Here is a 21,051-nt window from a genome sequence, read left to right on the forward strand (position 1 = left end):
AGAGGTCCGGAGAAGGACGGCATGGAAAGAATTGAAGCTGTCGTGATCGGCGCGGGCGTGGTGGGGCTCGCCGTTGCCCGGGCCTTGGCCCTGGAAGGGCGTGAGGTGCTGGTGCTGGAGCGCGCGGGCCTGATCGGCTCGGAAACCTCCTCGCGCAATTCCGAAGTGATCCATGCGGGACTCTACTATCCCAACGGCAGTGTGAAGGCGCGGGTCTGCGTCTCCGGCAAGGAGGCGCTCTATGGCTACTGCGAGCGCTTCGGCGTCGGCCACAAGCGTTGCGAGAAGCTCGTCGTGGCGACGCATGAGGATCAGCTCCCGGCGCTCAAGGCCCTGGGTGAGAACGCGGGCCGCAACGGCGTGGAGACGCGACTGCTGTCGAGCGAGGAAGCGAGAGCGCTGGAGCCGGAACTGCACTCGGTCGGCGCGCTTCTCTCCCCCTCCACCGGGATCGTCGATTCCCACGGCCTCATGCTGGCCTACCAGGGCGAGATCGAGGCGGCTGGCGGCTTCATCGCCTTTCATGCGCCGGTGGAGCGCATCGCGCGCGACGGCGCCGGGTTCCGCATCGAGACCGGCGGGCCCGCCCCGAGCAGCCTGGGCTGCGACCTGCTGGTCAACTCAGCCGGTCTCTATGCGGTGGATGTCGCGCGGGCCTTCGAGGGGCTGCCGCAGGAGGGCCTGCCGCGCATGCATTTCGCGCGGGGCCACTACTTCACGCTTCAAGGCGCCTCTCCCTTCAAGCGGCTGATCTATCCCATGCCGGCCGACGGCGTCCTCGGCGTTCATATTACCTTGGACCTCGCCGGGCAGGCGCGTTTCGGGCCCGACCTGCAATGGATTGAGCGGCCCGATGACTACGATCTCGACCCCCGCCGGGCGGAGGTCTTCTATGAGGCCGTCCGGCACTATTGGCCGGGTTTGCGCGACGGCAGCCTCAGTCCCGCCTATAGCGGCATCCGCCCGAAGATCCACGGACCGGGCGAACCGCAGCCGGATTTCCGCATCGACGGTCCCCGCGAACACGGGATTCCAGGGCTGGTCAACCTCTTCGGGATTGAAAGTCCGGGGCTCACCTCCTCCCTGGCGATCGGTGAAATGGTTTCCGGTCTCTTGCGCTCTGCGTGAGGCTTCACCTCCTGTTAATCGCCGGTCAAACGATCCTTAAGCCTTTTCCGGTAGGCTCTGGGGCGTGGGAGAAGAGGCCTCCCGCCGGACTTGGTAAGAGAGACGCCCCATGAAACGCGGCTCCGACCCTGTCTCCGGCGCGAGGCGTTAAAGAGGGGCAAGGTGCCATGAACACGAACAATATCATTGCGTTTCCGTCGAACAGGGGCGAGAGCCGGGCGGAAGCCGCCTGTTTTGATGCCATGCTGCATGAGGCGATCGAGGGGCTTCGCTATCGCCGGGCCACGCGCCGCCAGCGCGAGGAAAGGCGGTGGGCCCAGCAGGAGGCGCTCAACGGCCAGCTCAGCGCTGTGCTCTCCGAGCGCTCCGATCTCGCTCTGCGCGAGGGGGCCTGCTGTATCGTTTCCTTTCTCAACGCGGCTTGCCATCTGAAGGTGGAGGTCACCGAGGAGGGGCAGGTCGATCTTTCCTGGATCTACGACGGGCGCGCCGAACCCAAGTACAGCGGCACCATTGGTCTCGAAGAGGCGCGGGACATCGTCCTGCATCTGGTGGCCGTGCGGCTCGCCTCACTTCATGTCGAGGGGGAGCAGTCGGCGGGCTGACACCCCCGCCCGGCGGCTGTGGCCAGGGACTGAAAAGGGGCGCCGTGGGGCGCCCCTTTTTTATCGGATACCTGATTCCGTCAAAGACTTGGGGTCAATTTCCCTGTGGCTTTGGCACGCGCTGGCACTGATCCATTCTGTTGAGGTAGGCCCGCGCGCGTCCTTCGCCCTCTCTTCGTTCGTCGGCCTTCTCAAAGGCCGCCTGGGCGTCGTCGCAGCGGCCTGTCAGGTAGTAGGCCATCCCGCGCTCCAGGAAGGACAGCAGATTGGTCGCCTCTATGCCGCCCACCAGCGAGGGCTGCTTGGTCGCCATGTAGGAGAAGTCGCTGCCCAGGAGGGCGCGCATGTAGAGCATGTCGCGGATTTCGGCCTGGTTTTCCCGCAGCAGTTCGTTGGCACGCTCGGCGGCGGAGAACTGGATCAACGCCGCGTCTGTGGGCTTCATGTTCTTGGTGAAGGCCGCGAGGTTCTTTCGTTGGATCGACCTGAACTTGTCGGACTCGAACAGCCGCGCGGCGATGATGGCGTTGTAGGTCGCGATGTTGTTGTTCTGCGGGAACCACTGACCGTAGTAGTGCATCACGGCCAAACGGTCGAAGGCGCGGGGTTCACCGGCGTCGGCGGCGCGATCATACCAGTAGGCGGCCTGCTCGAAGTCCTTCGCCACCCCTTGGCCTGCATGATAGCGAAGCCCCAGGTCCACCTGCGCTGGGGCGAAGCCCGCGCGTGCGGAACGCTGGAGCTGCAGCAGCCCGAAATCATCCTGATAGAGGGTGCCGAGATAGTATTGGGCGACGGGGTCGCCCTGTTCGGCGGAAAAGGAGAAATAGCGAACCGCCGCGTTGCGGTCCGCCTTCATGCCGACGCCATGCCAGGCCATGAGGCCCAGATAGAGGCTGGCGCGGTGGTGACCCTCGGTCACGGCGTCGGAGAAGTCGCGCACGGCCTCCCGGAAATAGCCTTTGTGAAGGGCGTCGAGGCCGCCCTCGAACTTTCCGGCGCTTGCCGGCAAGAGCAGTAGAAGGCTGAGCGCCAGACTGGTCGCGGTGCGGCGGACCGCCGGGGCCGCCATCTGCAAGCTGATCCGGCTGGGGGCCGTCAGCAAGCGGTCCCGCAAACGCTGCACGCGCTCCAGAATGCCACCGCCCCCTGAGGAGGGGCCATCTTCCAGCTCCCAATAGGTCATCGATCGTTTTCTACCGCCAAAGTTTTTCTTTAGCCGGGAAACGCCCGGCCTTTAGAGATCCTTTGTATCAAAATTTAGTTGATCGAATCTAAACCATCTCCAGAGGGCGTCTGGGACAGGGTAGGACCTGTCCGATTGCACGCTGCGGGGCTATGGGTTACAAACCGCCCCCGAAAGTCTACACCCTTACCAGCGCCGAAGAGAAACAACCGCGCCGCCGGAAAGAACGCGCGAGTGACAGCGGTGCGCCGAAGAGAGCGGCGGCGGATGCCTGGATCCAAGGGGTTTACGCGAACCGAAACACGCGAACCGAAACACGAGGACCTGACAGAGAATGGCTTCCTACCAGTACATCTACCACATGGACGGTGTGTCCAAGACCTTCCCGGGCGGGCGCCAGATTCTGAAGGACATCCGGTTGTTCTTCCTCCCGGGTGCGAAGATCGGCGTGCTGGGCCTCAATGGTTCAGGCAAGTCGACGCTGATGAAGATCATGGCCGGGCTCGACAACGATATCAGCGGCGAGGCCAAGGCCGCCGAGGGCGTGCGCGTCGGCTATCTGGAGCAGGAGCCCCATCTGGACGACACCAAGGATGTCGCGGGCAACATCTATGAAGGTGTCGCGCCCGTGAAGGCGCTTCTGGACCGTTTCGAGGAAGTCAGCGCCAAGTTCGCCGAGGAAGACGCGGACTTCGACGCCTTGATCGCAGAGCAATCGGAGTTGCAGGAGAAGATCGACGCCGCGGACGGCTGGGAGCTCGACCGCAAGGTGGAGATCGCCATGGACGCGCTCCGCTGTCCGCCGGGCGAGTCGGAAGTGGGCAAACTTTCGGGTGGCGAGCGCCGCCGCGTCGCGCTCTGCCGTCTGCTGCTGAGCGAGCCGGACATGCTGCTGCTCGACGAGCCGACCAACCACCTGGACGCGGAATCCGTCGCCTGGCTGGAGCGCTTCCTGGAGAAGTACAAGGGAACGGTCGTGGCCGTGACCCACGATCGCTACTTCCTGGACAACGTGGCGGGCTGGATTCTTGAACTGGACCGCGGGCGCGGCATTCCCTTTGAAGGCAACTACACCTCCTGGCTCGAGCAGAAGCAGAAGCGTCTGGCCCAGGAGGAGAAGGAAGAGAGCGCCCGCCAGCGCACCCTCAAGCACGAGCTGGAGTGGGTGCGCCAGAGCCCGAAGGCCCGTCAGGCCAAATCGAAAGCCCGGCTTCAGGCCTATGACAAGCTGTTGGCAGATTCCCGCGACAAGGCGCCGGACCCCGGCCGCATCGTGATTCCGGCCAGCCAGAGGCTGGGCAACCTCGTGATCGAAGCGAAGGGCCTGCGCAAAGGCTTCGGCAATCGCCTGCTGATCGAGGATCTGGACTTCAAGATCCCGCCGGGCGCCATCGTCGGAATCATCGGCCCGAACGGCGCCGGCAAGACCACGCTGTTCCGCATGATCGTCGGTCAGGACAAACCCGACGGTGGCGAGCTGAACGTGGGCGACACGGTCCAGCTGGGCTATGTGGACCAGTCGCGCGATACGCTGGACGCCAACAAGTCGGTTTGGGAGGAGATCTCCGGCGGCACCGACGTGATCGAGGTGGGCAAGCACACCGTCCCCAGCCGCGCCTACGTGGGCGCCTTCAACTTCAAGGGTCCGGACCAGCAGAAGAAGGTCGGCGCCCTCTCCGGCGGTGAGCGCAACCGCGTCCATCTCGCGAAGATGCTGAAGCAGGGCGCGAACGTGCTGTTGCTCGACGAGCCGACCAACGACCTTGACGTGGACACGCTGCGCTCCCTGGAGGATGCCATCGAGGAGTTCGCAGGCTGCGTTCTCGTCACCTCGCACGACCGCTGGTTCCTGGACCGCATCGCGACCCACATCCTGGCCTTCGAGGGCGACAGTCAGGTGGTCTGGTTCGAGGGCAACTACGAAGATTACGAGGCCGACCGCAAGCGCCGTTTGGGCGCCGAGGCGGACCAGCCGCACCGGATCAAGTACAAGCCCCTCAAGCGCTAAAGGAAGCGGGGCCCGTGAAGGGGCCCCGTTCAGCCTTGATCCGGCGCTTGAATCAGTTGGTTTCGGTCAGTTTGGGATCGCCCACGGCGCCGCTCGCCAGCCGCTGCTTCAAGTCGTCGATCAGGCCGCTCACGCTGCCGCCGTTGCGCTGAAGCTGGGTCGTGTACTCCGAGCGGAGCGTGATGGCCATGGAGAGGTTCTCCACCCGGACGTCGACGATCTTGAAGTCGCCGCCGTCGCGCTTGAGCAGGCGCCAGGCAATCTTCACCGGCTCCTCACCGGGGCGCGTCAGGGTCGAGAATACGTCAAAGACCTGACCTGAATTGCCGGCCTCGGACACACGGTCCACCGTCAAGTCCATGCCTTCTTGATAGAGATCGAAGACCGGCAGGAAGCGCGCCGTCAGCACGTCCGAGAAGACCGTCTTGAACATTTGACGTTCGTTGTCGCTCGCCTGCCGCCAATACTTGGCCAGGACGAAGGAGGAAACCGCCTCCACATCGAACCCTTCGTTCAGGAGCGTCTGGAAGCGTGCGCGGCGGTCCTCGGAGGCGACAGACTGATCGGTCAACTGCTCCAGCGACACGTCGCGAAGCTGCACGATAAAGGCGTCGGGCTCATCGGCCGTCAGATAGTCGTTCGCTCCCGCGGGCAGACTCCATACCAACAGTGTGGCCAGGAAAAAGGCGGAAAAAGAGCGTAGAGAGGCTCGCATCACGTTGAGTGGCTCCACAGTCGAGCGCCGACCGGGCCCCTGTTAAGACCCTTTCGGCTTAGTTGCCGTCCAGACCGGGCGTCGGGAAACTCTCGAGATCCCCTTCGCCATTGTTGATGGCGATACGCCGGTTCTGGGTGTAGAGGGAGCGCACACGGGCATAGAAGTCAACAGAATCCGCGCGAAGTTCCTCAATCGTCTCAATGTTGCGTGAGCGCGAATCCACGGCCCCCACGACCCCGCGGCCGATCGGAAGGAACTGCACGAGGTTGTCGCTATTGATGTAGTTGATCGGATCGAAGAAGAGGTCGACCACCATCCCGGTCGTGTCGCGGAAGTTGCTGGGTCCCAGGAGCGGCAGGATCAGATAGGGGCCTTCCTCGACACCGCCGACGCCCATGGTCTGCCCGAAGTCCTCGTCGCGGTAGGGATAGCCCTCAAGCTCGGCGATATCCACGAGGCCGCCGGTGCTGGCCGTGTTGATGAAGAAGCGTTGGGCCGTGTTCAACGCGCCGTCCCAGTCGCCTTGCAGGACATTGTTGACCAGAACCACCGGCGAGGAGAGGTTGCGCAGGAAGTCGCGCACCACATCGCGCGCGCCGGGCGCCAGGACCGTGCGGTAGCCCTTGGCGGCAGGGGTGAGAATGGCGTCATCGATCGCCAGGTTCACCTCGAACATGACGCGGTTGTAGTCCTCGAAGGGGTCTTCGATGCCGTCTTCGCTGAAGGTGCTCGCCCGGTCGCCCATCGCCGAACAGCCGCCGAGCGCCAGCGGCAAACCCAGCAAGAACGCCAAAGTCACGCCGCGAAGATTTTGTGTCAGGTGCATCGTAAGAAATCCCCAAAATAGGCTTCACAATCCCGATGACGCCCGGTCTTCCCCGGGACATGAACCGCTCTCTATACGGTTCCGCCCCTTGTTTTCGGGATGCCGCCGGTCGAACCTCAACCTGTCGCGTTCGATCGATCAATCCCCTGTTCCGATCAAACTTCGCCGAGACTCGTGCATCAGCATCAGGGAGTAGCACAAGGCGCGTGGCTTCGCTACTCGGCAGCGCAGCAAAGTAGGCTTGTCGACCCAACGCTGTTGCAAAAATAACACAGTCTTTTGATACACTTATCCAGCAAGTTTCTTCAACCAGTGCGTATAGAGGGGTTTTTGCAGGAGTGGCAGGGTGTACATCGGCAATTGCGCCACGGCGAAGAACAGCGCGACGCCCGGGTCGGCGCCGGGCGGCAGGGCGGCCAGAAGCAGTCCCATGTTGCAGTTTCCGCTCGCCAATCCCACGGAAAGCGCCTTCTTGAGGCCCAACCGCCAGGCGATCAAGGTGCCCGCAAGTTGCAAGAGCGGGTTGGCGGCCAGCCCTGCGGCGGTCCAGAGCAGGACCCTCTCCGGTTCAGCAAGCGCCAGCGGTCCGACCCCCTTCATGATCCCGATCGCAAAGAGCGTCATCAGGAGCACGATGACACCGTTGAGGGCGTCGCCCTTGGCGGCGAGCCGCGCGGGTCCCACCCGCTTGCGAATGAGGCCCGCGGCCAGGAAGGACAGTCCGACGAGAAGCCCGAGTCGCAGCATGAAGGGCGCGAGTCCGATGTTGAGTTCCAACCCCAGCAGCATCAGGGCAAGGGGCGGCACGGTGATCGGGGTCAGGAGTGTCGAAACCAGGGCCACGACCAGGAGCAGCGCGCCGTCCAAGCCCAGCAGCAGCGCGATCGCGGCGGCCCCCAGTATCGGCGGCGCGCAGGCCATCAGCACGATCCCGGCGGTCAGGTCCTGAGGAAGGGGCGTCACGCTCAGGACCGCAAGCGCGGCAATGGCTGACCCGATCTGCATCCAGATCACCAGCAGGCCTATCAGAAAGGGTCGGCGCACCGCCTCCAGCAGTTGGCCCCAGTCGATCCGAAGCAGCGCCGTGAACAGCAGCAAGGCCACGACGATGGGAAGGAAAGGCCGCAGCAGGGCGGCCAGCGGAGGGACCAGAAGGCCCAGAAAGACCGCCAGGAACAGCACCCGCGTTCCGTTCCGGCCCAAGCGGCTTAGAAGCTCCATCATTCCGCCGCTCCGCCACCCTCTGGCGCTTGGTTGACCCCTAGCCCCGTTGCTATATCGTCAGGCTCGCGGTGGCAACAGGGGAGCCGTATTCCGATGACCGTCAAGGGGACCGATAAGGGGATCGACGAGGAGGCCGGGCAGAGCTGGGACGCGATCTTTGAAACCGAGGTCCTGCCGGAATGGGTGGACTACAACGGTCATATGAACGTCGCCTACTACGTTCTGGTGTTCGATGGCGCCACCGATGCCTTCATGGACCGGATCGGACTGGACGCCCAGCGGCGGAAAAGGGACGGCAATACCCTTTTCACCGTTGAAGGGCACATTACCTACAAGAGTGAGGTTCATCTGGGCGACCGGCTTGTCTGCGACCTTCAGCTTCTGGGATATGACGAGAAGCGTCTGCGGTTCATGAGCCGGATGTACCACAAGGAAAAGGGATACCTGGCGGCAACCATGGAATGGCTTCATCTGCACGTCGATCTGAAATCGCGCCGCGTCACTCCGATCCCGGAGGATGTCTCGGCGAAACTCGCCGGGATCCTGGAGGCTCAAAGCGGCGCGCCTTGGCCGGAAGAGGCCGGACGGGCCATCACCCGGCCAGAGGGCTGCGCGCTGGGGCAGAAGCGATGAAAGTCACCGCGCTTCTATGCTCCTTACTGGCGGGTCTGCTGCTTGCCGGAACCCCTGGGGTCGCCTCTGCGGCTTGTGCCGATCCGCCGGCGCCGGGGGTGAACTTGGACCGGTGCGCGCTGGACGGCTTGGACTTGACGCGCCTGGACCTGGAGGGAGCGCGCATCCGCTCGGCCTCGTTCCTGCGCGCCGACCTGAGCGACAGCAACCTGAGCGGGGTCGAGGGCTATCAGTCCAAGTTCGTCAACGCGACGGCGGTCGGCGTCAATTTCGACGAGGCCAAGCTGTTCCAGGCGGACATGACCAAGGCCAAGCTGATGGATTCCAGCTTCCGTGGCGCCGATCTTCGGAACGCCCGGCTCTATCGCGCCGACCTCAGTGGGGCCGACCTGACCGGCGCCAAGCTCGAGGGGTCGGACATCACCCGCACCGAGCTTTCGGGCGCGACCTGGACAGATGGCAAGACGGTCTGCGCGGAGGGGTCGGTCGGGCGCTGCAACTGGCGCTGAGCTTGCTTCAGCGCGCCGTCTCGGCCTCGCCGGCGAGACGCTCCAGCTCGTCGCCCTCCAAGCGATAGCCCAGCCATTCCGCCTGGTGGCTCATGCCGATCCGTTCATAGAACTGGCGCGCTGGGTTCCAGTGCAGCACCGAGAGATCCAGCCGCCGGAAGTCTTGCTCCTGGCAGATCCGGGCCAGACGCGCGAGCAGGGCCCGTCCCAGTCCGGCGCCCCGTGCTGAGGGTGAGACGAAGAGGTCCTCCAGATAGATGCCGGGCCGCCCTTCGAAGGTCGAGAAGTTGTGGAAGTAAAGCGCAAAGCCCAGCGCTTGCCGTTCTCCGCTTTCCGCCACTTCTTCGGCCAGCAGGCAGTGGAAGTAGGGCCGTTCGCCAAAACCCATCTCGGCGATGTCCTGCTCGCTGGCCTTCACCTTGTGCTCCAGCTCCTCGAAGACGGCGAGTTCGCGGACCAGGCGGTAGATGGCCGGGCTGTCGGCGCGTGTCGCTTGGCGTATCTCATATCGCATGGACGGCTTTCCTTCTTGTTCGGCGGGGGAGTTTACAGAGGCGGGGAGCGCGCTGCTATAGTCCGGCGAGTGTCGTCATCTTCTAACGGTCCGGGAGTCCCATGACCATCTCTGGCGTCTTTGGAAAGAAGCTGTCTTTGGTGCTAGCGCCCTTGATCTTGGCGGCCTGCGCGGCGGATATGACGAGTGCCGTGGAGATTCCGCGCGACGAAAACGGCGCTGCTTTCCTCACCTATCAGGAGGCTCGCGGCCCGCTGGCCAACTTCGTCGACGCCGGCGCGCCCGACGGCTTTGCGCGGGTCTCGCCAACAGCGCCGCCCTCCGGCTTCAGCCAAGGAGAGCAGAGCAGCTATTGGATGGGCATGACGGCAGGGGGCTTGGAGGATTGCGGCTTCAGGGACACCGCCAGAGAGCTGGAGCAGCGCAGCGCGGAGCGCAGCGCCTTCGTCGCCGGGCAACTGAAGATAAAAGGCAAACCGCTTGTCAGCTGCCAGGCCGCCAAACGTTTCGCCGAGGCGATTCTGGCCGCTTTCGAACCGCGCTAACCATTCCTCCGGCGCGCGGACGATGGACAGTGCAGCGGGCCCGCAAGCTAGACGATCTGGTCTTCGTTCAGGTCCATCACGAAGACGTTGTCGGAAAACGCGCCCTGGGCGATCAGAAGCAGATCGCGCTCTTCGATAGAGAGATCGAGGAACTTCAAGGCCACCGACTCCTTCTCGACGCGGATGACGCGGGCCTTCGTGTTCTGGACCAGAGCCGTGCGCTTGCCGGAGATTCGCAAGGTGACGTCGATCTTGTCGCCTTCGGCGAGCCCGGTCAGCCCTTCAACGGCGCAACCGCCGGCGGACCAGTCGATCAGCTCGTAGCGCTCCTTCTCGTAATAGAGCTCGCAAGCGCCTTTGCTGCGCGGGAACTGCCGCCGGTCGCGCGGGTCGGAGATGCCGTCGCCTGCGCCGAGCGTCTTCGTGGCGTTGGAAAAACGGTCGTAGAGCATGGTTATCCTCCCGTGGTCGAAAGTTGGATGTTGTCGGCCAAGGCCTCGGCCGCATCAAAGCTGGGGTTCAGGTTCACTGAGGCGCCGCCGTCGGTCAGGCTGTCTCCGTCGATCACCGCGAGCGTGACCGGGCCGCCCTCTTCGCTGCCGCTCTCGACCTGCACCGCGATATCCCAACCCCGTCCGTCACGTTGCAGAAGGTAGGTCAGGCTGGTGCTGTCGTAGTCCGCGATGACCTCTGACAGGTCGAGCGTGCTGCCTCCCGCTTCGGGGGCTGCGATGTCGAATCCCGTGAGAACAAGCGGCTCTTCCCCAAGGGTCTGAAGCGCCGCGCCGACTTGCTCGTCCGAGGGGCCGTCCGCGTCGTCTTCGTTCTGGCCTGGCGGGGTGCCGCCGTTGCCGCTGCCCGGACCGCTGCCTTCGGTATTGCCGCCGCCATTACCGGAGTTCGGCGTATTGCCGTTTCCGTTGCCGGGGCCGCCGGGCTCGGCGGAAACGCTCTCTGACCCTTCGTCTTCGTCTTCGATCTGCCCAGGCGGCATACCGCCGTTGCCGCTGCCCGGACCGCTGCCGCCGGTGTTGCCGCCGCCGTTGCCTGGGTTGCCCTCGTTGCCGTTTCCGTTGCCGGGACCACTGCCCTCGACGACCTCACCCGGCTCCTCTTCACTGTCCCCGACTGGACCGACCTCACCGGGATCACTCTCGCCGGGACCACTCTCTCCGGGGTCGCCCTCGCCGGGATCGCCCTCGCCGGGATCGCCCTCGCCGGGATCGCCGTCGCCGGGGTCGCCCTCTCCAGGGTCGCCCTCTCCTGGGCTACCCTCACCAGGGCTACCCTCACCGGGACCTTCCTCTTCCGGATTGGCGGCTTGAGGCGGCGGGGGCGTCTGCCCGCCTGAAAGGTCCGGGCTGTCGCCGTTCTGCGCCACGCCGCCGTCGGGGCTTCCACCAGCCGAAGACTCGGCGGGCGGATCGCTGGGAGAAGGATTGCCTGCGGGAGAAGCCTCCCCCGGCTCCGTTGAAGCGTTGACGCGCGGTTGGTCGGGGAGCGGGCTGCCACCCTCGCTTTCACCGGACAGGAAACCCAGCGTGGAGAGCCCCTCCAGGGCGGTCAGGCCGGGTGCTTCGAAATCGCCGCCGCTGCCCTGAGCCTCCTGATCCCCTTCGTCGGGGTCGGCTGCGCCCGCAGCGGGCTCGATCTGCAGGAGCTGCTCCAGCTCACGTGTGCTCAACTCCAGGAGGTCGGGCAACTCCGCCGGAGGCGCACCCTCTGCGCCGCCCGGCTCAAATCCTTGAGCAAGCTGCGCGTTGCCCGGCGCGCCCTGCGGCGGCGTCTGGCCGGCTTCTGCAAGCTGAAGGCCTGCGCCTTCGAAAACGATGGTCGCGCCGTCCGGGAAGCGCACCACCAGGTCGCCGTTTTCCACGGTCATTGTGGAGCTGCCGGCGTCAAAGGCGATGCGGACCGGCTGACCCGCCGGAACTTTCACGGTTTCCTCGGCGCCCGGGCGCTCTACAGCGACGACGCCCTTTGCCGCGTCCTGCACATTCAAGACCATGGCTTTTCCCTCAATCCGTCCATAACCGGGTCTTTGCGACCTTCGGAATTGGAAAAAGCTTCGCAGGAAACTCTTAAGTTTAATTTAATGCGAAATAATTCACCCGGGGCCAGGCGCCGCCTGCATTTTCCTCCAGGCCAGAAGGTCTTTTACCTCTCCGGGCATTCGTGGTTACTCTGGGTCTAACCACCAGAAGCGGAATGATGTCCGGCAACTCGATCCTGAATCTCAGCCATCAACTGCGGCGCGCTCGGCGCAGCAGCTATTTGCTTCTGGCGCGCAACCGTTCTGCCTTGTCCAACCCGCATCTGAGGCTTTTCTTCTATTCGATCGCCATCGGTCTCGCTTCGGGCGCCGCCGCCGTGCTGTTCCGCCATGCCGTGGACCTGATCCAGTGGGCTTTTCTGTCCGACCGGGGCGAGAACATTCTGCTCTTCATTGCCGATGTGCCCTGGTGGCGCGTCTTGCTGGCGCCGGCGCTGGGCGGGTTGATGATCGGTCTTGCCGCCTACTACTTCCTTCCTGACCGTCGGCCGCAATCGGTCGCCCAGGTGATCGAGGTGGCCGCGCTGCGTGGCGGCAGGATGTCGCTGAAGGACGGGGCGAAGATCGCGCTGGTCAACGCGGCTTCGGTTGGCGTCGGCGGCTCCGTCGGTCGCGAAGGGCCGGTGGTTCATCTCGGCGCTTCCATTGGGGCCTGGGTCGCCAAACGCCTGCATCTGGGGCGCGCCATGAGCCGCACGCTCTTGGGCTGCGGCGTGGCGGCGGCGGTGGCGGCCTCCTTCAACGCGCCGATCGCCGGTGTCTTCTTCGCGCTGGAGGTGGTGGTCGGACACTATGCCCTCTCCGCCTTTGCGCCGGTGGTGGTGGCGGGCGTGCTGGGCACCATCGTCAGCCGCATGGTCTACGGCGACTTCCCCGCCTTCGTCCTGCCGCAGAGTTACGAGATCACCTCGTTCTTCGAGTTCCCGGCCTTCGCGCTCCTGGGCGTCATCAGCGCCATGGCGGCCATCCTCTTCATGCGCTCCATCATGACCGTCGAAGACACCTGGAGCCGTCTGCCGCAGGTCCCGCCCTGGCTGCGGCCGGCCATTGGCGGGCTGGGCGTCGGGGTGATCGCCGTTTTCTTCCCCCAGGTGCTGGGCGTCGGCTACGGGGCGACCGATCAGGCGCTTCAGGAACTGCTGCCGCTCTGGCTCCTGTTCGCGCTGATCCTCATGAAGACCCTGGCGACGGCCTTGTCGCTGGGCTCGGGCTTCGGCGGCGGGGTCTTCTCGCCCTCGCTCTTCCTGGGGGCCATGATCGGCGGGTCCTTCGGCGTGGTGGCGACCTCGGTGTTCCCGGCGCTCTCCTCGGGCCACGGCGCCTACACCATCGTCGGCATGGGAGCGGTCGCAGGCGCAGTCTTGGGCGCGCCCATCTCCACCATGCTGATCATCTTCGAGATGACCTCGGACTATGCGCTCACCATCGCGGTGATGATCGCAACGGCCGTCGCCTCGATCATCACCCAGCAGCTTTTCGGCCGTTCCTTCTTCCAGTGGCAGCTTGAGCGGCGCGGCATCACGCTGGGCGGCGGCCGCGAGGTCGGGCTTCTGCGCGCGCTGGAGGTCACCGGCTTCGCCGACAAGAAGGTCGAGAGCGTCTCTCCGGACACGCCGCTCGCACAGGTGCGCTCGCGCCTTTCCGCTGCGCCCTGGAGCCTGCTGGTGGTGAACGACGCCGAGGGCCGCCTCGAAGGCCTGATCGGCTTTCCCGACCTGGGCGAACTGGCCTTCGACCGGGACCGCGACGGCGAACTGCGGGCCTCGGACGTGATGCACAAGGCGGGCTACTCCCTGGTCAGCAGCGACAACCTTCAGGCCGCCGTCCAGGCCTTCACCTCCTCTGGCGAGGTGCATCTGCCTGTGATCAACAACCGGGAGGAGCGCCGCTTCATCGGCATGGTCCATGAGCACGAGGTCATGGCCGCCTACCACAAGACCCTGGTCCAGGCCCGCAAGGAAGAACGCGGGGAAGTCTAGTTTTCCAGGAGGTAGCCTTCGCGGCCTTCCAGCTTCTCGGTGCCGACGATCTTGGCGACCGTGGCGCCGGGAACCACCCACTTGTGAGAGCGGAGCGAGAGCACCAGACCGTCCGTGCCCGCGTGGACGGCGATGCGCGCCCGGCCCAGGTCCTCCGCGCCGGGATCGACGATCTCGGCGATCACCTGACCGCGGGTGACTGTCTCGCCCAGCTTCACGTGATAGGCCGCGATTCCGGGAATCGGCGCCTTCACCACCTCGGTCGCCGCCAAGTCGGTCGCCTCGCACTTCATGGCCTTGGCCTTCGGGGCCTTCCCGCCGATCACGCCGCGCCGCTGCAGCGCGCTGAAGATCGCCTCTGCGTCGGCCTCTCCCAGGGCGTCGGAGACGTCCGCCTGCCCGCGAAGCTCAACGGTTATGGAGAGCGGAGGCTTGGGGATCGCGGCCTTGGGGTGCGCCTTGGCGAGGCGTATCCACGGCGTGGAGAAGGCCTCGTCGAAGGAGCCGCCGCCCGAATCCTCGGCCGTCAGCACGGCGCGGCAGTCGAGGCCCGCGGCGAGGTCCGCCGCCTCCGGCCAGGACTGCGGCACGATGTAGAGGTGCGCCAGCGAGTCGTCGTCGCAGTGCAGATCGAGAATCACGTCGGCGTTGTAGGCAAGACCGCAAAGCGTCTTGCGCAGGCTCTCCAGCTCGTCGACCGGGTCCCAGGCGTGGAGGTGCGTGGCCATGGCGGTCTGCACGACCTTGCGGTTGCGCGCCTCGTCCGTGCCGAGCTCTCCGGCCACCCGCTCGCCGATCGCCTCGAAGAGGTCCGGCCAGGCACGGTTGAAGTTACCCTTCCCCGACAGTTCGTAGCGCCCGATCTGTTGATCGAGGAGCATCTGGGACAGGCCGATGGGGTTGGCGTAGGGGACCAGCACGATCTCCCCCAGCACTTCCGCGTCACCCAGGAGGCGGCGCAGGTGATGGGCCACCATCATGCCCGGCGTCTCGTCGGCGTGGAGCGAGGCCTGGATATAGGCCTTGGGGCCCGCGCCCTTCTTGCCGTATCGCAGCACCAGCAGGTCGCGTTGCGTGCCGGGGCCGGCGGGGGCGAGGGGGATGCGCTCGATCTCTGGCGTCATGAGGGTCAAACCTTGGCTGGAAATCCAAGCGCCTGCGCGCCGGGACGGGAGAGGGTCGGAGGTGAGAGTCTTGCCCCTTTCCCCGCCTTGCCGTCAAGCCGTGGAGAGCTGTGAATTTTCCCCGCTCCGGGGTCTGACTAAGGCCTCTCTCTGCGCTATAGTCCTCGGCATGTCGGAGTCGATCAGCGCCCGGGCCGCCGCCAAGCCCGCCTACCTCGATACGCTCAACCAGGCCCAGCGCGACGCGGTGGAGGCGCTGGACGGTCCCGTGCTGGTCCTGGCGGGCGCGGGCACCGGCAAGACGCGGGTCCTGACGACCCGTCTGGCCCACCTGCTCTACAGCGGCAAATGCCAGCCTGGCCAGGTTCTCGCCGTCACCTTCACCAACAAGGCGGCGCGCGAGATGAAGGACCGCGTCGCCCAGCTCCTCGGTCTCGCGGAGGTCGAGAACTGGTGGATGGGGACCTTCCACTCGCTCGCCGCGCGCATCCTGCGCCGCCATGCCGAGCGGATCGGGCTCCAGTCCAACTTCACCATCATCGATCAGGACGATCAGCTGCGGCTGGTCAAGCAGCTGCTGCGCGCTGAGCAGATCGACGACAAGAAGTGGCCGGCGCGGGTGGTCCATTCGGTGATCGAGCGCTGGAAGGACAAGGGCCTGACCCCCGACAAGCTGGCCGCCGCCGACGGGGGTGAACTGGCGGGCGGGCGCGCGGTCGAGATCTACCGGCTCTATCAGGAGCGCCTCTTGACCCTGAACGCCTGCGATTTCGGCGACCTGCTGCTGCATTGCCTGTCGCTGTTCCAGCAGCATGAGGACGTGCTGGCGGAGTATCACCGCCGCTTCCGCTACATTCTGGTGGACGAGTACCAGGACACCAACGTGGCGCAATACCTCTGGCTGCGGCTGCTGGCTCAGGGTCACAAGAACATCTGCTGCGTCGGCGACGACGACCAGTCGATCTACGGCTGGCGCGGCGCGGAGGTCGGCAACATCCTGCGCTTCGAAGAGGACTTCCCCGGCGCCAAGGTGGTCCGGCTGGAGCGGAACTACCGCTCGACCGGCAATATTCTGGACGCCGCGTCCTCGGTCATTGCGAGGAACGAGGGCCGCCTGGGCAAGACGCTCTGGACTGAAGACGAACGGGGCGAGCCCGTACGCGTACGCGGTCTCTGGGACGGCGAGGCCGAAGCCCGCTTCGTCGGCGAGGAGGTCGAGAGGCTTCAGCGCGAGGGCCACGACCTGTCGCAGATCGCGATCCTGCTGCGCACCTCCGCGCAGAGCCGCGAGTTCGAGGAACGCTTCATCACGCTGGGGCTGCCCTACCGCGTGGTCGGCGGCCCGCGCTTTTACGAGCGTCTGGAGATCCGTGACGCCATGGCCTATCTGCGGCTGCTTCAGTCGGCCTCCGACGATCTGGCCTTCGAGCGCATCGTCAACAAGCCAAAGCGCGGCCTGGGCGACGCCACCCTGCGCCTGCTCCATCAGGTGGCGCGCGCCGGGGAGATGCCGCTGACCACCGCCGCCCGGCAGGTGATCGAGACCGATGAGCTGCGGCCCCAGGCGCGCAACGCCTTGCGCGACCTGATGCTGGACCTCGACCGCTGGGCCGGGATGGTCGGCTCCACGCCGCATCCGGAACTGGCCGAGATCGTCCTGGACGAGTCCGGCTATACCGATATGTGGCAGCAGGACAAGACGGCGGACGCGCCGGGCCGCCTGGAGAACCTCAAGGAACTGATCAACGCCATGGCGGAGTTCGACTCCCTGGCGCAGTTCCTGGAGCACGTGTCCCTGGTCATGGAGACGGTGGAGAACAGCCATCAGGATCAGGTCACGCTGATGACGCTGCACGGCGCCAAGGGGCTGGAGTTCGACACGGTCTTCCTGGCCGGGTGGGAGGAGGGGCTCTTTCCCAACCAGCGCGCCATGGACGAGAACGGGCTGAAGGGCCTGGAGGAGGAGCGGCGCCTCGCCTATGTCGGGCTGACCCGCGCGCGCAAACGGGCCATCGTCTCCTTCGTCGCCAACAGGCGGCTGCACGGGTCCTGGGCGGCGGCGCTGCCGTCGCGCTTCATCGACGAGCTGCCCGAGGACGCGGTCGAGGTTGAGAGCGAGTCCGGCCTTTACGGCGCGCCCGGAAACTACGGGGCCTTTGGCGGCGCTTCGGCTTGGGGCGGCGGTTGGAACCAGCAGCGCCAGACGCCCGGCTATCAGCGCGCCCAGGAATACGGCAAGCGCCCGCAGCGCTTCATCGAGGGTGTCGCGGAGGAGGTCACCACGCTGTCCGGCGAGGGCTACAAGAAGGGCGAGCGGGTGTTCCACAACAAGTTCGGCTACGGGGTCGTCAGCGCGCGCGAGGGCGAACGCCTCACCATCAATTTCGAAAAGGCGGGGCAGAAGAAGGTCATGGCCTCCTTCGTGGTACCCGCGGATCAGGCGGGATGACCGGATGAGCGGGAACGGCTGGCGCGTTGACCTCTCCTTTCCAGCGGAGAAACTGGCGATCCTGGACGAGGCGCTGAGCGGCCTCGGCGGGGCCTTGGTGACCGGCGGCCCGGACCAGAGCGGCCTGGTTCCCGTCACCCTCTATCTGGAGAACGAGCCCGAGCGCCCCGCGCTGGTGGCCGCGCTTTCGCTGGCCGCGGCGGCGTCGGGTTGCGAAGCGCCCGACTACAAGGCCGAGCCGCTGCCACCCACCGACTGGGTGGCCGAAAGCCAGAAATCGCTGCCGCCGATCCGCGCGGGCCGGTTTTTCCTGCACGGCTCCCACACGAGCGAGCGGCCCTCGGGCGGGGCCATCCCGCTCTTGATCGACGCCAACCAGGCCTTCGGCACCGGGCGGCACGAGACCACGCGCGGCTGCCTTCTGGCCTTGCAGGACCTGCAGAGTTTCGGGGTCAGCTGGCGGGGCCGCGCGCTCGACATGGGCTGCGGCTCCGGCGTGCTGGCCATGGCCATGGCGGCGCTCTGGAAGAAGCCGGTCCTGGGGGTGGACAACGACCCGGCCTCGGTCCTGGTGGCGCGGGAAAATGCGCGGCTGAACGGGCTCGCGCCCTTGCTGCGTTACGAGTACGGCGAAGGCTACCGCAGCGCGCTGGTGCGTGCGGACGCGCCCTACGACCTGATCGTCGCCAACATCCTGGCGGCCCCGCTCTGCGCCATGGCCGAGGACCTGAAGCGCAATCTGGCGCCGGGCGGGTTCGCCGTGCTGTCCGGCCTGCTCGCCAGCCAGGAGCGCATGGTGCGGCTGCGCCATCGCAACGCCGGTCTGATCCTGGCCGGACGCTACCCCTTGGCGGAATGGATGACCTTGGTGCTCCAGCGCGCCTAGGGCGCGAGGGCGCTCCAAACGCGCCCAGAGCGCGAGGGCGCTCCAACGCGCCTAGGGGGCCAGCACCGCCCGGATCAGCAGCCCGACCAGCGTCACCGCCAGCACCCCGCCCAGCCAGAGCAGGACGAACCAGCCGAGCCGTCTGGAGAGCCGAGGCTTGTCCTCAGCCATCAGTGATAGCCTTCGTCCGGGTCCACCTTGCCGCGGAAGATCCAGTAGGCGTAGGCCGTGTAGCAGAGGATGATCGGGATCAGGAAGAGAGCGCCGACCAGTAGGAACCCCAGACTCTTGTCCGGCGCCGCCGCCTGCCAGATGGTGATCGAAGGCGGCACCATGTAGGGGTAGAAGGAGATGCCGATCCCCGCGTAGCAGAGCAGGAAGACGCCCTGCGCGGAGAGGAAGGGCAGCCAGTCGTGATGCCGCTTCAGGCCCCACCAGAAACCCAGGCAGCAGAGCCCCACCAGCAGCGGCACGATGATCGAGAAGGCCGCCGTCGGCCAGGCGAACCAGCGCGCCACATAGGCGGAGTTCTGGAACGGGGTGGCGAGGGAAACCGCGCCGATCAGAAGCAGCGTCACGACGCCGCTGCGCCAGGCGTAGTCGCGCGCCCGCGCGGCCAGCAGCCCCTCGGTCTTCATGACCAGCCAACTGGCGCCCAGAAGCGCGTAGCCGATCACCAGCGCGACGCCCGTCACGATGGAGAAGGGCGTCAGCCAGTCCCACCAGCCGCCGGCGTAGGCGCGGTTCTCCACCTCGATCCCCTGGACCAGCGCGCCCAGCGCGATCCCTTGCGCGAAGGCGGCGATCAGCGAGCCGCCGAAGAATCCCACGTCCCAGAGGATGCGGCTGCGCTGGGCGCGCGCCCGAAACTCGAAGGAGACGCCCCGGAAGATCAGCCCCAGCAGCATGGCGATGATCGGGGCGTAGAGCGCCGGGAGCACCGTGGCGTAGGCCAGCGGGAAGACCGCGAAGAGTCCGCCGCCGCCCAGCACCAGCCAGGTCTCGTTGCCGTCCCAGACCGGGGCGACGGAGTTCATGGCGAGGTCGCGCTCGCTGTCGTCGCCCAGGAAGGGGAAGAGGATGCCGACCCCCAGATCGAAGCCGTCCAGCACGACATAGGCACAGACGGCAAAGGCGATGAGGCCGGCCCAGATGAATGCGAGGTCGAGTTCCATGACGTCCTCCCCCTTACTCGGCCGGTGTGATGGCGCGCAGGCGCCGCAGGATGGGGCCGGGCATCAGGCCCGCCGAGCGGCTGGGGCCCTGCGGCTCGTCGATGCCCGCCTCCGGGCTGCTCGCCATCAGCTTCAGGCAGTAGTAGGTGCCCATGCCGAAGACAGCGAAGTAGACCACCACGAAGATCATCAGAGAGGTGCCGACGGCCGCCGCCTCCAGCGGCGAGTGGGACTCCGCCGTCCTCAAGAGGCCCTGCACGGTCCAGGGTTGGCGCCCCACCTCCGTCGTGATCCAGCCCGCCAGGACGGCGGCGAAGCCCGCGGGCGAAGCCAGGACCGCCGCGCGGTGCAGCCAGCGCGCCTCGAACAGCTTGCCGCGCAGTCTCTGAAGACCGCTCCAAAGACCGATGAAGACCATCAGGAAGCCCAGTCCCACCATGATGCGGAAGGACCAGAAGACGATCTCCGCCGGGGGTCGGTCCTCCTTGGCGAAGGCTTTCAGGCCCTGGACCTCGCCGTTCCAGTCGTGGGTCAGGATCATGGAGCCGAGCTTGGGCACCTCCAGGGCGAAGCGGACTTCCTCGGCCTCGTCGTCGGGGATCCCGAAGAGGATCAGCGGCGCGCCCCGCTTGGTTTCGTAGTGGCCTTCCATGGCGGCAACCTTGGCCGGCTGATGCTCCAGCGTGTTGAGTCCGTGGAGATCCCCGGCCGCGATCTGCAGCGGCGCCACCAGCAGCGCCATCCACATGGCCATGGAGAACATGATGCGCGCACCCCTGTCGCGGGGTTCCTTCAAGAGGTGCCAGGCACCCACGCCGCCCACCACGAAGGCCGTGGTCAGGTAGGCCGCCAGGACCATGTGAACCAGCCGGTAGGGGAAGGAGGGGTTGAAGATGACGGCCCACCAGTCCTCCGGCACGAACTGCCCGACCTCGTTCATGCCGTATCCCGCTGGCGTGTGCATCCAGGAGTTGACCGAGAGGATCCAGAAGGCCGAGAAGAGGGTGCCGATCGCGACCATGGCGGTGGCGAAGAAGTGCAGCTTGGGCCCGACCCGGTTGCGCCCGAAGAGCATCACGCCGAGGAATCCGGCCTCCAGGAAGAAGGCCGAGAGCACCTCGTAGCCCATCAAGGGCCCCAGCACCGGCCCGGTCTTGTCCGAGAAGACCGACCAGTTGGTGCCGAACTGGTAGCTCATGACGATGCCGGAGACCACGCCCATGCCGAAGACCACGGCGAAGATGGTCTTCCAGTAGTCGAAGACCTTCAGATAGCTGTCGTCCCGCCGGATCAACCAGAGCCCCTCCAGAACCGCCAGGTAGCTGGCGAGCCCGATGGAGAAGGCCGGGAAGATGATGTGGGCGGAAACCGTGAAGGCGAACTGGAGCCGGGCCAGTTCCAGCGCGGTCGGGAATTCCATGGGGCAGGTCACTCCGTCTCTTCGTTTGACGAAGAGAATGCCATGTAATGCCCGCCGTAGCCAAAGGCG

19 protein-coding genes are annotated in these 21,051 nt (G+C 65.9%); 9 read left to right on the top strand and 10 right to left on the bottom strand.

Annotated features, from left to right (window positions below; translation table 11 throughout):
• Window positions 1-21: 21 nt before the first annotated feature.
• Together P8X75_07125 and P8X75_07130 are read left to right on the top strand one after the other, a co-directional pair.
• Window positions 22-1,128 carry an NAD(P)/FAD-dependent oxidoreductase gene (locus P8X75_07125; protein MEJ1994973.1) on the top strand — a complete coding sequence of 369 codons (1,107 nt, stop codon included), beginning with the start codon at window positions 22-24 and terminating at the stop codon, window positions 1,126-1,128.
• A gap of 167 nt (window positions 1,129-1,295) precedes the next feature.
• Entirely contained in the window at window positions 1,296-1,733 is a 438-nt protein-coding gene (locus P8X75_07130) for a hypothetical protein (GenBank protein MEJ1994974.1), read from the top strand.
• A gap of 94 nt (window positions 1,734-1,827) precedes the next feature.
• On the opposite strand, the gene P8X75_07135 is transcribed toward P8X75_07130, so the two are convergent.
• On the bottom strand, window positions 1,828-2,919 hold the full coding sequence (locus P8X75_07135) for a tetratricopeptide repeat protein (GenBank protein MEJ1994975.1): 1,092 nt from the start codon (window positions 2,917-2,919) through the stop codon (window positions 1,828-1,830).
• 334 nt (window positions 2,920-3,253) lie between these two features.
• Between P8X75_07135 and ettA the strand changes: the two genes are divergently transcribed.
• Entirely contained in the window at window positions 3,254-4,927 is a 1,674-nt protein-coding gene (gene ettA / locus P8X75_07140) for an energy-dependent translational throttle protein EttA (protein MEJ1994976.1), read from the top strand.
• Between the two features lie 52 nt (window positions 4,928-4,979).
• Here the strand turns inward: ettA and P8X75_07145 are convergent, their stop codons facing one another.
• From P8X75_07145 to P8X75_07155, 3 genes are all read right to left on the bottom strand, one after another.
• The gene (locus P8X75_07145; protein MEJ1994977.1) at window positions 4,980-5,642 is read right to left on the bottom strand and encodes an ABC transporter substrate-binding protein; all 663 of its coding nucleotides are present in this window, start codon (window positions 5,640-5,642) and stop codon (window positions 4,980-4,982) included.
• Between the two features lie 58 nt (window positions 5,643-5,700).
• Window positions 5,701-6,471, bottom strand: coding sequence for a VacJ family lipoprotein (locus P8X75_07150; protein ID MEJ1994978.1), 771 nt, complete (start codon window positions 6,469-6,471; stop codon window positions 5,701-5,703).
• 288 nt (window positions 6,472-6,759) lie between these two features.
• On the bottom strand, window positions 6,760-7,695 hold the full coding sequence (locus P8X75_07155; GenBank protein ID MEJ1994979.1) for a hypothetical protein: 936 nt from the start codon (window positions 7,693-7,695) through the stop codon (window positions 6,760-6,762).
• A 93-nt stretch (window positions 7,696-7,788) separates the two neighbouring features.
• Between P8X75_07155 and P8X75_07160 the strand changes: the two genes are divergently transcribed.
• Window positions 7,789-8,328, top strand: a complete 540-nt coding sequence (locus P8X75_07160) for a thioesterase family protein (GenBank protein MEJ1994980.1) — start codon at window positions 7,789-7,791, stop codon at window positions 8,326-8,328.
• Window positions 8,325-8,837 carry a pentapeptide repeat-containing protein gene (locus P8X75_07165; GenBank protein MEJ1994981.1) on the top strand — a complete coding sequence of 171 codons (513 nt, stop codon included), beginning with the start codon at window positions 8,325-8,327 and terminating at the stop codon, window positions 8,835-8,837. Before P8X75_07160 ends, P8X75_07165 begins: the two co-directional genes overlap by 4 nt.
• A gap of 7 nt (window positions 8,838-8,844) precedes the next feature.
• Here P8X75_07165 and P8X75_07170 read toward each other — a convergent pair whose 3' ends face one another.
• Window positions 8,845-9,351 carry a GNAT family N-acetyltransferase gene (locus tag P8X75_07170; protein MEJ1994982.1) on the bottom strand — a complete coding sequence of 169 codons (507 nt, stop codon included), beginning with the start codon at window positions 9,349-9,351 and terminating at the stop codon, window positions 8,845-8,847.
• 158 nt (window positions 9,352-9,509) lie between these two features.
• On the opposite strand from P8X75_07170, the gene P8X75_07175 reads away from it, so the two are divergent.
• A complete protein-coding gene (locus P8X75_07175) occupies window positions 9,510-9,896 on the top strand; it encodes a hypothetical protein (protein MEJ1994983.1) in 387 nt (128 codons plus the stop codon).
• Window positions 9,897-9,943: 47 nt separating this feature from the next.
• Here the strand turns inward: P8X75_07175 and P8X75_07180 are convergent, their stop codons facing one another.
• Together P8X75_07180 and P8X75_07185 are read right to left on the bottom strand one after the other, a co-directional pair.
• Entirely contained in the window at window positions 9,944-10,348 is a 405-nt protein-coding gene (locus P8X75_07180; protein MEJ1994984.1) for a PilZ domain-containing protein, read from the bottom strand.
• Between the two features lie 2 nt (window positions 10,349-10,350).
• Window positions 10,351-11,904: a hypothetical protein gene (locus P8X75_07185; GenBank protein MEJ1994985.1), complete on the bottom strand. Its 1,554-nt coding sequence runs from the start codon at window positions 11,902-11,904 to the stop codon at window positions 10,351-10,353.
• Window positions 11,905-12,104: 200 nt separating this feature from the next.
• On the opposite strand from P8X75_07185, the gene P8X75_07190 reads away from it, so the two are divergent.
• Window positions 12,105-13,928, top strand: a complete 1,824-nt coding sequence (locus P8X75_07190; protein ID MEJ1994986.1) for a chloride channel protein — start codon at window positions 12,105-12,107, stop codon at window positions 13,926-13,928.
• Here P8X75_07190 and P8X75_07195 read toward each other — a convergent pair.
• Entirely contained in the window at window positions 13,925-15,052 is a 1,128-nt protein-coding gene (locus P8X75_07195) for a M14 family metallopeptidase (protein ID MEJ1994987.1), read from the bottom strand. The genes P8X75_07190 and P8X75_07195 overlap by 4 nt on opposite strands.
• Window positions 15,053-15,221: 169 nt before the next feature.
• Between P8X75_07195 and P8X75_07200 the strand changes: the two genes are divergently transcribed.
• Both P8X75_07200 and P8X75_07205 read left to right on the top strand, forming a co-directional pair.
• Complete coding sequence (locus P8X75_07200) at window positions 15,222-17,501, top strand: UvrD-helicase domain-containing protein (protein MEJ1994988.1); 2,280 nt, start codon at window positions 15,222-15,224, stop codon at window positions 17,499-17,501.
• Between the two features lie 4 nt (window positions 17,502-17,505).
• On the top strand, window positions 17,506-18,387 hold the full coding sequence (locus tag P8X75_07205) for a 50S ribosomal protein L11 methyltransferase (protein ID MEJ1994989.1): 882 nt from the start codon (window positions 17,506-17,508) through the stop codon (window positions 18,385-18,387).
• A gap of 170 nt (window positions 18,388-18,557) precedes the next feature.
• Here P8X75_07205 and cydB read toward each other — a convergent pair whose 3' ends face one another.
• Window positions 18,558-19,562 carry a cytochrome d ubiquinol oxidase subunit II gene (gene cydB, locus P8X75_07210; protein MEJ1994990.1) on the bottom strand — a complete coding sequence of 335 codons (1,005 nt, stop codon included), beginning with the start codon at window positions 19,560-19,562 and terminating at the stop codon, window positions 18,558-18,560.
• 13 nt (window positions 19,563-19,575) lie between these two features.
• Complete coding sequence (locus P8X75_07215; protein MEJ1994991.1) at window positions 19,576-20,982, bottom strand: cytochrome ubiquinol oxidase subunit I; 1,407 nt, start codon at window positions 20,980-20,982, stop codon at window positions 19,576-19,578.
• Between the last annotated feature and the right edge of the window lie 69 nt (window positions 20,983-21,051).

The organism is Limibacillus sp. (assembly GCA_037379885.1).
In the GTDB taxonomy this organism is placed as follows: domain Bacteria; phylum Pseudomonadota; class Alphaproteobacteria; order Kiloniellales; family CECT-8803; genus JARRJC01.